The organism is Nonomuraea sp. NPDC004354, assembly GCF_053602555.1.
On the sequence record NZ_JBSGDV010000002.1, the window covers coordinates 628,014 to 639,795 of the forward strand.

Genomic DNA, 11,782 nt, shown 5'->3' on the forward strand with positions numbered 1-11,782 from the left:
CTTATTCTGCGTCCTTGAGTGAGACGGTGGCCCCCGGGGAAGGAAAAACCCTCGGCACGGGTTACCTTTCAGATCTGTGCCCGCTCCCGGCAGGGGGATACGCAAGCGAACAGCGAGGTAGGAAGCAGCGTGCCAGCCAACAACGGCAGCGCCGGCGGAAATCGCCTGGTGATCGTCGAGTCGCCGGCCAAGGCGAAGACGATCGCGGGCTACCTGGGGCGCGGATACATCGTCGAATCCAGCATCGGCCATATCCGTGACCTGCCGGAGAAGGCGGACGACATCCCCGAGAAGTTCAAGGGGGAGGCCTGGGCACGCCTCGGCGTCAACGTCGACCACGGTTTCGAGCCGCTGTACGTCGTCAACCCCGACAAGAAGGCTCAGGTCAGCAAGCTCAAGCAGCTCCTGAAGGACGCCGACGAGCTCTACCTCGCCACTGACGAGGACCGCGAGGGCGAGGCCATCGCGTGGCACCTGCGCGAGGTGCTCAAGCCGAAGGTGCCCGTGCACCGCATGGTGTTCCACGAGATCACGCCCCAGGCGATCCGGGAGGCCGTCGCCAATCCGCGCGACCTCAACCTGCGGTTGGTCGACGCCCAGGAGACGCGCCGCATCCTCGACCGCCTCTACGGCTACGAGGTCAGCCCGGTGCTGTGGAAGAAGGTCAAGCCCCGCCTGTCCGCGGGCCGCGTGCAGTCGGTGGCGACGCGGCTCGTGGTGGAGCGCGAGCGCGACCGGATGGCGTTCACCGCCGCTCACTACTGGGACCTTTCCGCGCTGTTCGACTCCAACAAGCCGGAGGAGACGCCGCGCGACTTCACCGCCACGCTGACCGGCGTCGACGGCAAGCGCGTCGCGCAGGGCCGCGACTTCGGGCCCGACGGGCGGCTCAAGAACGCCAGCGTGCTCCACCTGTCCGAGCAGGCCGCCGCCGAGCTGGCCGGACGGCTGCGCACCGCGTCGTTCGCCGTCGAGTCGGTGGAGCGCAAGCCGTACACCCGCAAGCCGTACGCGCCGTTCCGGACGACCACGCTGCAGCAGGAGGCCAGCAGGAAGCTGGGCTTCTCCGCGAAGTACACGATGCAGGTGGCGCAGCGGCTGTACGAGAACGGCTTCATCACCTACATGCGTACCGACAGCATCACGCTGTCGGAGACGGCGGTCGCGGCCGCCAGGTCGCAGGCCATCAAGCTGTACGGCTCGGCGTACGTGCCCGACAAGCCCCGCGTCTACGCCAGCAAGGTGAAGAACGCCCAGGAGGCGCACGAGGCGATCCGCCCGTCCGGTGAGGAGTTCCGCACGCCCGGCGAGACCGGGCTGAGCGGTGACATGTTCCGCCTGTACGAGCTGATCTGGCAGCGGACCGTGGCCTCGCAGATGAAGGACGCGGTCGGCGAGTCGGTCACGGTGAAGGTGGCGGGCGGCGGCGCGGAGTTCACCGCCACGGGCCGGACGATCACCTTCCACGGCTTCCTGAAGGCCTACGTCGAGAGCGCCGACGACCCGTCGACCGACCGTGACGACTCCGAGAAGCGGCTGCCGAACCTGGCGGAGGGCGACGCGCTCGGGCTGACCAGGCTCGACGTGTCGGGTCACTCCACCAAGCCGCCGGCCCGCTACACCGAGGCGTCGCTGGTCAAGGAGCTGGAGGATCGGGAGATCGGCCGTCCTTCGACGTACGCGTCGATCATCGGCACGATCCTCGACCGGGGCTACGTGTTCAAGAAGGGCACCGCGCTGGTGCCCTCCTTCCTGGCCTTCGCCGTGGTGAACCTGCTCGAGCAGCACTTCGGCAACCTCGTCGACTACGACTTCACCGCCGAGATGGAGAAGGTCCTCGACGACATCGCCAACGACCGGGCCGAGCGCGTTCCCGAGCTGCGCCGCTTCTACTTCGGCCACGAGGGCGACGAGGGCCTGAAGGAGATGGTCACCGACCTCGGCGAGATCGACGCCAAGGAGATCAGCTCCTTCCCGATCAAGGGCAGCGACATCGTGATCAGGGTGGGTCGCTACGGCCCCTACCTCGACCGCGAGGGCGTGCGCGTCAACATCCCCGAGGACATGACGCCCGACGAGCTGACCGCCGAGAAGGCCGAGGAGCTGTTCGCCAGGCCGACCGGCGACCGCGAGCTGGGCAGGGACCCGGTGACCGGCAACATGATCGTCGCCAAGGACGGGCGTTTCGGGCCGTACGTGACCGAGGTCCTGCCCGAGGCCAACGACGACGCCAAGAAGCGCACCAGGAAGGCCGACGCGCCCAAGCCGCGCACGAGCTCGCTGTTCAAGTCGATGTCGCTGGACACGGTCACGCTGGAGGACGCGCTCAGGCTGCTGTCGATCCCGCGCGTGGTCGGCGTGATCGACGACGAGGAGGTCACCGCGCAGAACGGCAAGTTCGGTCCCTACATCAAGAAGGGCACCGACTCGCGGTCGATCGGCTCGGAGGAGGAGCTGCTCACGATCACGATCGAGCAGGCCAAGGAGCTGTTCGCGCAGCCCAAGCAGCGCGGTCGCCGTACGGCTGCCGCCGCGCCGCTGCGCGAGCTGGGCGAGGACCCCAACTCCAAGAAGCCGGTCGTGGTCAAGGAGGGGCGTTTCGGGCCCTACGTCACCGACGGGGAGACCAACGCCTCGCTCCGCAAGGGCGACACGGTCGAGGACATCACCATCGAGCGGGCCGCCGAGCTGCTGGCCGAGCGGCGTGAGCGGGCGCCCGCGGCGAAGAAGGCTCCGGCCAAGAAGAAGACGACCACGACGACGAGGAAGAAGCCTGCCGCCAAATCGTGACCGGTGAATTGTCGGTCACCGATCGTAAGCTGACGGGGTGATCCGGCAGCCGGTCAGCAGAGCGGTTTCAGCCGGGCATGGCGCGTGCCGTGCCCGGTTCGTCGTTCCGTCGTTCACCGTCAGTGGGCGGGTGCCGCCTGGGCGTGCAGGTGCGCGCGCGAACGGGGCCGCGGGGAGCGGGGGCGCGCGTGGGCCGACACCGCGCGATCTCCCCGGCCGAACCTGCCTGCGCGGGGAGTCCACAGGTATTACCCTCAGGCCACGAACAGCCGGGCATATCAGACTCCCGACCTCAACCCCCCTGGATACCCTGACACCATGACCGTCCGCAGACCGGCGCATGTGCTGGACATCTCATCTTTCCGCAGGCTGTGGATGGCCATGTCCGCGAGCAGCCTGGGCGACTGGCTCACCCTCCTCGCGTTGACCGTGCTGGCCGCGCAGGTCACCGCGGCGAACGGCTACCAGTCGCAGGCGACGGCCGTCGGCGGGGTGTTCCTCGCCAAGCTGCTGGCCGCGCTGCTGCTCGGCCCGCTGGCGGGCCCGATCGGCGTCCGGCTCGACCGGCGCATGACGATGCTCGTCGCCGACCTGGCCAGGCTCGCGCTGGTGGCGTCGGTGCCGCTGGCCGGCAGCTACACGTGGGTGGTGGCCGCGGCCTTCCTCGTCGAGTGCGCGGCCCTGTTCCGGGGGGCCGCGAGCGACACCGCGGTGCCCGCGCTGGTGCCCACGGAGCGGCTGGAGGAGGCGACCAGGCTCGGCGTCCTCGTGACGTACGGCACGGCGCCGGTCGCCGCGCTGCTGTTCACCGTGCTGACCGCGGCGGGGCAGTGGATGGTGGCCGGGAGCGCGCTCGCCTACCTGGTGTCGGCCACGCTGGTGTTCACGCTGCGCGGGCTGCCCAGGCGCGGCGGCGCCGTCGCGACGCCTTCGGTGCGCGAAGGCTGGCGGGCCGTGGGCGCCGACCGGCGCGCGCGCGGTGTGCGCGCGGGGCTGCTGGCCACGGTGGCCGCGGGCGGCGCGCTCGTCGGTGTCAGCGTGCTGGCCGGCGCGGTGGCCTACGGGGTGGTGGTCGGGGCGCTCGGCGTGGGCGTCGCGATCGGATTGTTCTTCGGTTCTCGGGTTCTGACACAGCTGTCGCGGCTGCGCCTGCTGGGGGTCTCGGTCGTCGCGGTGGGTGCGGCGCTGGGGGTGATCGCGCTCGTCGGTGACCGGTCCGTGGTGGTCATGCTCACGGTGGCGCTCGGCCTGTGCGCGGGCGTCGCCTGGCGGGTCGGCATGGACGTCCTGCGGGGCGCCTTCATGGAGCCGGTCGCCAGGGTGACGCTGCTGCTGGTGGCGGCCGTGGTCGCGCCCGCGGCGGGCCTCACCGGAGGTGCCGTGCTGGCGCTGCTCGCCGTGGGCGGCCTGGTGATGGTCGGCGGCGCCCTGGCGTTGCGGCGGGTGGACGACAGGAAGGGTGTGTCACTCTCGGAGGACCTGCTCGCCGCGCTGCGTGGCGAGCGCTACACACCGGGGGATGTGGAAGAAGTGCCGGGGGTGTTCATCGCCTTCGAGGGCGGAGAGGGTTCGGGCAAGACCACGCAGTCGCGACTGCTGGCGATCTGGCTGCGCGACCAGGGGTACGACGTGGTGCAGACCAGAGAGCCCGGCTCGACCAAGATAGGTATGCGGTTGCGCGCGATCCTGCTGGACGCGGCGGAGAAGGGCCTGTCGCCCAGGGCGGAGGCGCTGCTCTACGCCGCCGACCGCGCCGAACACGTGGAGAAGGTCATCGGTCCCGCGCTGGAGCGAGGCGCGTTGGTGATCACCGACCGTTACGTCGACTCCTCGCTCGCCTACCAGGGGGCGGGCCGGTCGCTCGACCCCGCCGACGTGGCCGACGTCAACGCCTGGGCGACCAAGGGGCTGGTGCCGCGCCTGACGGTGCTGATCGACACCCCGCCGTCGATCGGGCTGACCCGGCTGGGCGGCGCGGCCGACCGCATCGAGTCGGAGCCGCTGGACTTCCACGAGCGGGTGCGCAAGGAGTTCCGCAAGCTCGCCGCGGCGGCGCCCGAACGCTACCTCGTGGTCGACGGCACGCTGCCGCTCGACGAGATCAGCAGGACCGTCCAGGACCGGGTGCGCGACATCCTGCCCGACCCGGTGCCGAGCGAGTCCGAAGACATCACCGGCACGATGCCCGCCATCCGCGACTAACCTTGTCCCGGTGAGTGTCTTCGACGACCTGGTGGGCCAGGAGCAGGCTGCTGCCGTTCTCTCGCGGGCCGCTCTCGCCGCCGCCGAGGTGGTGGGGGGCGGGCGCGGCGCGGGCATGACGCACGCCTGGCTCTTCACCGGGCCGTCCGGGTCCGGCCGCGAAGACGCGGCGCGCGCCTTCGCCGCCGCGCTGCTGTGCCCGTCGGGTGGGTGCGGCCACTGCGAGCAGTGCCATCAGGTGATGATCGGCTCCCACCCCGACCTGGAGGCGGTCAAGCCCGAGGGCCTGTCCTACAGCGTCAAGCAGACCCGCGAGCTCATCCTGCGGGCCGCCGGCGCCCCGACCCAGGGCCGCTGGCGCGTGATCCTCTTCGAGAACGCCGACAGGGTCACCGAGTCGGCGGCCAACGCGCTGCTCAAGGCCATCGAGGAGCCGCCGCCGCGGACGGTGTGGCTGCTGTGCTCGCCCGCCCCCGACGACATGATCATCACGATCAGGTCCAGGTGCAGGGTCGTCGGCCTGGTCACCCCCTCGGGCGAGGCCGTGGCCCACGTGCTGGCCACCCGCGAGAACGTGCCGTGGGAGATGGCCGCCTTCGCCGCGCGGGCCGCGCAGGGCGACCTGTCCCGTGCGCGGGCGCTCGCTCTCGACGATGGGGTACGGCAGCGCCGCGAGGCCGTGCTGGCGATCCCACGCTCGCTCAGCGGGGTCGGCGACTGCATCACGGCCGCCGAGCGCCTGGTGAAGACCGCCGAGGAGGAGGCGGCCGCGGCGACCACCGCGCTCAACGAGAGCGAGACCGCCGAGCTCAGGAAGCTCTACGGTGAGGGGTCCTCGGGCAAGGGCCTCAACAGGGGGCTGGTGCGGGGCGGCGCCGGGGCGCTGAAGGAGCTGGAGGACCGGCAGAAGTCGCGGGCCACCAGGGTGAAACGCGACTCCCTGGACGTGGCGCTGCTCGAGCTCGTGTCGTACTACCGTGACGTGCTGGCCGTACAGCTGGGCGCTCCGGTACAGCTGGCCAACGAGGACCACCGCTTCCACCTCGACGCGCTGGCCAGAGCGTCGACGCCGGAGGAGAGCCTGCGGCGGATCGACGCGATCATGCAGTGCAGGGAACGGCTGGCCGCGAACGTCAACCCGCAGATCGCGGTCGAGGCGATGATGCTGGGGCTGCGCCGCCCCTGACCGCCGACTTCGATGCTTGCCGCGCCCCCTGAGCGGTGCTGCCTCTCGTAGGGTGGGAATGAAGGCCGGTATGGATGTCCGAGGCCGTCAGGAGGCGAGCGCGAGCCCATGGGAATGATCATGGCCGTGAGCTTCACCCGCTACGGGAGGCTCTACTACCTCGATCCGGGTGGGCACAGCCCCAAGGTGGGAGACAAGGTGCTGGTTCCCACCGACGCGGGGCCGGAGGTCGCCGAATGCGTGTGGGCGCCGCAGTACTCCAGCGAGGACATCGACGGCCTGCCGGTGTGCCAGGGTCTGGCGGGCGAGGAGCACCTGACGCGCGACGAGACCAACAAACGGCGGCGCGCGGAGGCCCGCAGCGTCTCCAAGCGGCTCATCAAACGCCACGCGCTGCCGATGAAGGTGGTGGGTGTCGACTACCTCGACAAGGAGAACGTCTACACGGTCTACTTCTCGGCCCCGCATCGGGTCGACTTCCGGGCGCTGGTGCGCGACCTGGCCCGCAATCTCCGGGCCAGGGTCGAGCTGCGGCAGATCGGGCCGCGTGACGAGGCGAGGCTGCAGGGCGGGATCGGCCCCTGCGGGCGCGACCTGTGCTGCGCGACGTTCCTGAAGGACTTCGAGCCCGTGTCGGTGCGGATGGCCAAGGACCAGGACCTGCCGGTCAACCCGCTCCGCATCGCCGGGGCGTGCGGCCGGTTGATGTGCTGCCTGAAGTACGAGCATCCCTTGTACCAGGAGTTCCGGGCGTCCACGCCGCGGGTCGGGGCCGCTGTGGACACCCCCGAGGGGCCGGGGACCGTGGTGGGGCACAACGTGCCGTCCGACTCGGTGGTGGTGCGGCTGAACGACGGCGGGCGGCGGTGCTCGTGCTCGAAGGCCAGCGTGTGCGGTCCGCGCAAGGCGTACGACTCGACGTACGGCGAGGGCGACTGACGGTTGCCGGCGCGGGCTCTGGAGCGGCCGGAGGCGGCGTGGGTTGAGGGCGCGGGCTCGTTCCTGGAGGGCGGCCTCGGGCGGCGTTCGTGCCGGAGTCGGATCGCGGAGGTGACGTGGGGTGGGGCGGCGCGGGTTCGTCATCGGTCTCGGGGTGAGCCTGCTGGTCGCCGCGTGCGGCGCGCCCACCACACCGTCTCCCGACCTCTACCGGCAGAAGCTTGCCTGGAGCGACTGCGGCGACGGGTTCCAGTGCGCCGAGCTCGCCGTACCGCTCGACTACGCCCGCCCGGGCGCCGACCGGCTGTCCATCAGCGTGATCAGGCTGCCCGCCACCGGCGACCGCCTCGGCTCCCTCGTCATCAACCCCGGCGGCCCGGGAGGCTCGGGCATCGAGTACGGCAGAGCCGCCCGGCTGGTCGTCAGCCCCGAGGTGCGGGCCAGGTTCGACGTGGTCGGCTTCGACCCGCGCGGCGTCGGCGAATCGTCGCCGGTCGACTGCCTGAGCGACGAACGGCTGGACGCCTTCCTCGCCCTCGACGCCACCCCCGACACCACCGCCGAGGTGGCCGCGCTCGAGAAGGGCTCCCGGGAGTTCGCCCGCGGTTGCCAGGCCGCCTCGGCCCGCCTGCTCCCGCACCTCGGCACCACGAACGCCGCCCGCGACCTCGACATCCTGCGCGCCGCGCTCGGCGACGACCGGCTGACCTATCTCGGCAAGTCGTACGGGACGTCCTTAGGGGCCCACTACGCCGACCTGTTCCCCCGTCGCGTGCGGGCGCTCGTGCTCGACGGAGGCATCGACCCCGCCCTCACCCGGGTGCGGCTGAACGAAGGGCAGGCCAAGGGCTTCTCCGACGCCTTCAGGGCCTACGCCGAAGACTGCGTCGCCGCTCCCGACTGCCTTCTGCGGAGCCGTACGGTCGACGGTGCCGTCGCCGAGCTCGCGGAGGTGCTTCGCCGTACGGACCGCAGGCCCCTGCGAGGTGGCGGGCGCCAGGTCACCGAGGCGCTGGCCACGCTCGGCGCGCTGACCCCGCTGTATGACCGGCGGTCGTGGCCGCTGCTGTCCGACGCACTCCACGCGGCGGCCAACGGCGACGGCGACCTGCTGCTGCGGAGCGCCGACCGACTCGTCGGACGCGCGGAGGACGGCACGTACACCAACCAGACCGAGGCCAACATGGCCGTCAACTGCGTCGACAGCCCCTACCCCCGCACGACCGCCGGGTTCGCGAAGGCGGCGGAGGAGGCGGAGCGGAAGGTGCCAGGCTTCGGGGCGTTCATCATGTGGAGCTCGCTGCCCTGCGCCTTCTGGCTGGCTCCGCCGACCACGCCGGCCCGGCCGCTGCGGGCGTCGGGCGCGCCGCCGATCCTCGTGGTGGGCACCACCCGCGACCCCGCCACGCCGTACGGCTGGGCCAGGGCGTTGGCCGGGCAGCTCGAGTCCGGCGTGCTCGTGAGCTTCGACGGCGACGGGCACACCGCCTACCTGAACGGGTCGACGTGCGTGGACGGGCTGGTCGACGCCTACCTGCTGACCGGCCGGGCGCCGCGCGAGGACACGAGATGCCCCGCGATCGAGTGAAAAGGAAGGCGCGAGGACTCCGCGGGCTCCTGTAGACTTCATGACGTTGTATGGCACGCCGCCTTAGCTCAGTCGGCCAGAGCACTTCACTCGTAATGAAGGGGTCTCGGGTTCGAATCCCGAAGGCGGCTCCAGCTCAGAAGCCCTCCGCGGGATCGCGGAGGGCTTCTGCGTGTCTAAGTGAGTGACTACGAGTTCCGGTCGGGGACTGAACCCCCTCCGTCTTCGGGGTCGGTCATGGGACATCGTTTCCCTCCATGACGACACGTTCGTTTCGGATACGGCGAGCTAATCCTGACGATGCCGTGATCTTGGCGCAGTTGAATCGCTTCGTGCATGATCGCCATGTCGATGCAAGACCGGATATTTCCATCTGGCCTCGCGGGCATCGTTGCCCTGGCCCCATGTAGGGGCTCTCACGAGCGCCATAGGTCGGAGAGATCATCACCGAACGACATGTGCTCGGTGACGATGCCAAAGACGTACAGCAGCGAGCGCAGGGCATCATCGGCAAAGGTGCGGGGAGTAGAGATGACCTTGCAGACTTACTCTGGTGACACAACGTGGCCTGTAGCAGCCTCGATCCAGACGCTTATCTGCTGGTGAAGATCAGCGTCCTGGGCATAGGCGACTTCGGGTGGTGCAACGTCGTATGCCTCGGCATGGTGCTCATTGAGATACAGCTCCCAGCAAGTCTCACCATCGGCAGCCCCCATCACGTGCGCCAAATCGCTGTCCAATACGAAAGCCAACAGCGCGCGCCCGTTCGTCTGCGCCAAGACAGCTTCATGATCCTCGGCCGCCAGAATCTCGGTCTCAGCGACCGACCATCCCGGGGCAACCACTTCCTCCCATGGATCCGGACCCCAGGTATTACCAGCAGGGAGGATCTTCGCGGCGTCGCTCGGTGCCTGACATGCGAGGTAAGCGGCCCATGTGCCCACAGAAACCCCCAGGTCGAAGGTGTGCATGGAGTAGCGAGCAGGAAGTGCGCGGAGTCGACGCGGGGCTTCCCTTCGAAGCGGGTTGAGGCCGTGACGATCGCCGACTTCGGCTCCCGCGTCTCGGGCTGGGCGATCGCTCATTGAGAGATCCTGGGTAGACAGCCCTCGTAAGGGTTGTCACCTCTCGGCCCGGCGGGTGCATGGCCTGCGATCGGATCGCCGCTTGACGGCTCGCGTGCAGTGGCGTCGGCCCCGCTGGGACGGGGGCGTCGAGATCGGCATCAGGAAATAGCCCTGCATCGAGGGCCGCGGTGATGAGCCTGTGAATCCCCTCAAACCCGTGGCGACGGTCCTATGCCACAGCGGCCCTCAGCAGGGCCGATGACGCTTGCCTCTTCTCGATCATCTGACGCTCGACACCGGGCGCCGCCGAGGAGTAGGAGCTGCCACCAGTGCACTTCAAGCTGTGCCCGTTCAGCGGACTCGGTCGTAGACCATGGCCATCTCGCCCAGCTCGCCGGTCTCCTGGTGGGTGAGCGTCCACTTGGTGGCCGGCAGGCCGTCGTCGAACAGTCGCTGCCCACCTCCGGCGATCTCGGGGAAGATCATGAGGTAGAGCCGGTCGAGCAGGTCCGCCGACAGCAGCGGCTTGATGATGCTCGCGCTGCTGTTGACGAGAATGTCGCCCTCGCCGGTGGCCTTGAGGTCGGCGACGACGTCGGCGGCGGGTGCGTTCACCACGCGGGTGCGGTCCCACGGTGCTTGGGCCAGGGTGGTCGACAAGACCACCTTTTCGGTGTCGACCAGCCATGTGGCGTATCCGCGATCACGCGGGTCGGCGTTGTCGTCGTCGGCGACCGACGGCCAGTAACCCATGAATCCCTCGGCGTTGAGTCGGCCGAGCAGCGCCGTCGTGGCGTTCTCCCAGATGCGGGTCATGTGGTCGCGCGCGACGTCGGTGGTCACATACGGGGCGAACGGCCCGAAGTCGTTGGGCCCGCCGGGGCCGTTGTAACGACCGTCAAGGGTGAGGCTCAGGTTCGCGGTTACCTTGCGGCCAGTCGAGCTGGTCATTTCGGGCTCCTCATGGTGATGTCATTTCCGGCGTCGCCGGTGGTGTCGGTGCTGCTGGAGTCCGCGGCGAGGGTCGCCATGAGCTTGTCGAGGCTCTGGCCGAAGCCGATCTCGATGCCTGCGATGAAGTCCGCGGACTCGACGGTGCTGTCGGTGATGCTGAAGCGGACGTCGAGGTCCGTACCGGTGCCGGTGGGTCGGAGGTCGAGGTCGAGGTGGGCGGTGAAGGCCGGGCTGCCGTCGGGAAGCAGCGGGGAGAGCCGGTAGGCGAGGTGCTCCCCGGGGCGTACGTCCTCGACGACTCCGTGTGCGCGTCCGGCGACCAGGTCGGAGCCGTCGGCGTCGTCGGCGTCGCGGTACTCATGGATGATCCGCCCGCCCGGTCGCGCCTCGAAGACGAGTTCGGAGACGCGCAGGTCGTCCGGTGTCCACCAGTGGGCGAGCAGGGAGGCCTCGGTCAGGTGGCGCCAGACCTCCTGCGGGCGCCCGTCCAGCGGCCGGTGGAAGGTGAACGAGCGGCCGTCGGCCCACCCCGGTTCTTTGGCGGCGAGCCGCTCTGTGTGGAGGCCGAGACCGTAGCGGTCGTATGTCTCGCGCGGGCCGCCGGCCTGGTCCGCGGCGTTGGCCAGTCGGGTGAGCGTAGCCGCCAGCTCCCGTAGGGGCTCGGTTCGGAGCGCGTAGATGCGGCGCTGACCGGAGCGCTGGGAGGTGACGACGCCGACACGCTCCAGAGCCTGCAGGTGCTTGGTCGTCTGCGGCTGGCGTGCCTCTGCGAGCTGGGCGAGGACTCCGACCGGCCGGGGCCGCTCGGCCAGCAGGCTCACGAGCCGCCAGCGGGCTGGGTCGGCCAGAGCGGCGAGGAGTGCGTCCATGCCGAGAAGTATTCTCCATGGAGAATATTCGTGTCAAGGAATATTTCGGGGGTGGGCTCGGAAGCGTAGGTGAAGGGCAGGTCTGCGTCGAAGGCGAGTGCTCTCACGGACCTGCTCAGGGGCGCGCACGATTCGCTGGCGGCCGGCTCGTGGCCCCATCGGCACGCGGATCCACAGCGGGGTCGAG

General features: G+C 69.9%; 8 protein-coding genes and 1 tRNA gene. 6 read left to right on the top strand and 3 right to left on the bottom strand.

What is annotated here, in order from left to right; genetic code table 11:
• The first annotated feature begins 129 nt into the window (after window positions 1-129).
• The 6 genes from topA (at window position 130) to ACWENQ_RS08875 (ending at window position 8,839) form a co-directional block, all read left to right on the top strand.
• Entirely contained in the window at window positions 130-2,790 is a 2,661-nt protein-coding gene (gene topA, locus ACWENQ_RS08850) for a type I DNA topoisomerase (protein WP_449922079.1), read from the top strand.
• A gap of 318 nt (window positions 2,791-3,108) precedes the next feature.
• Entirely contained in the window at window positions 3,109-4,992 is a 1,884-nt protein-coding gene (gene tmk, locus ACWENQ_RS08855) for a dTMP kinase (protein WP_452413435.1), read from the top strand.
• A 10-nt stretch (window positions 4,993-5,002) separates the two neighbouring features.
• Window positions 5,003-6,178: a DNA polymerase III subunit delta' gene (locus ACWENQ_RS08860; RefSeq protein ID WP_452413437.1), complete on the top strand. Its 1,176-nt coding sequence runs from the start codon at window positions 5,003-5,005 to the stop codon at window positions 6,176-6,178.
• A 114-nt stretch (window positions 6,179-6,292) separates the two neighbouring features.
• Entirely contained in the window at window positions 6,293-7,117 is an 825-nt protein-coding gene (locus ACWENQ_RS08865; RefSeq protein WP_354909524.1) for a PSP1 domain-containing protein, read from the top strand.
• A gap of 121 nt (window positions 7,118-7,238) precedes the next feature.
• The gene (locus ACWENQ_RS08870; protein WP_452413438.1) at window positions 7,239-8,705 is read left to right on the top strand and encodes an alpha/beta hydrolase; all 1,467 of its coding nucleotides are present in this window, start codon (window positions 7,239-7,241) and stop codon (window positions 8,703-8,705) included.
• Window positions 8,706-8,762: 57 nt separating this feature from the next.
• A tRNA-Thr gene (locus tag ACWENQ_RS08875) sits at window positions 8,763-8,839 on the top strand.
• A 411-nt stretch (window positions 8,840-9,250) separates the two neighbouring features.
• Here ACWENQ_RS08875 and ACWENQ_RS08880 read toward each other — a convergent pair.
• The 3 genes from ACWENQ_RS08880 to ACWENQ_RS08890 all read right to left on the bottom strand — a co-directional run bounded on the left by ACWENQ_RS08880 (window position 9,251) and on the right by ACWENQ_RS08890 (window position 11,595).
• Entirely contained in the window at window positions 9,251-9,676 is a 426-nt protein-coding gene (locus tag ACWENQ_RS08880; RefSeq protein WP_452413440.1) for a hypothetical protein, read from the bottom strand.
• A gap of 447 nt (window positions 9,677-10,123) precedes the next feature.
• On the bottom strand, window positions 10,124-10,723 hold the full coding sequence (locus ACWENQ_RS08885) for a dihydrofolate reductase family protein (RefSeq protein WP_452413442.1): 600 nt from the start codon (window positions 10,721-10,723) through the stop codon (window positions 10,124-10,126).
• Window positions 10,720-11,595, bottom strand: coding sequence for a metalloregulator ArsR/SmtB family transcription factor (locus tag ACWENQ_RS08890; protein ID WP_452413444.1), 876 nt, complete (start codon window positions 11,593-11,595; stop codon window positions 10,720-10,722). The genes ACWENQ_RS08885 and ACWENQ_RS08890 overlap by 4 nt, the downstream gene beginning before the upstream one ends.
• Between the last annotated feature and the right edge of the window lie 187 nt (window positions 11,596-11,782).

What these genes read in the sequence shown, in the direction of transcription:
- tmk (WP_452413435.1), top strand. Translation starts at nt 3,109, where the DNA reads ATGACCGTCCGCAGACCGGCGCATGTGCTGGACATCTCATCTTTCCGC.
- ACWENQ_RS08865 (WP_354909524.1), top strand. Translation starts at nt 6,293, where the DNA reads ATGATCATGGCCGTGAGCTTCACCCGCTACGGGAGGCTCTACTACCTC.
- ACWENQ_RS08880 (WP_452413440.1), bottom strand. Translation starts at nt 9,676, where the DNA reads ATGCACACCTTCGACCTGGGGGTTTCTGTGGGCACATGGGCCGCTTAC.
- ACWENQ_RS08885 (WP_452413442.1), bottom strand. Translation starts at nt 10,723, where the DNA reads ATGACCAGCTCGACTGGCCGCAAGGTAACCGCGAACCTGAGCCTCACC.
- ACWENQ_RS08890 (WP_452413444.1), bottom strand. Translation starts at nt 11,595, where the DNA reads ATGGACGCACTCCTCGCCGCTCTGGCCGACCCAGCCCGCTGGCGGCTC.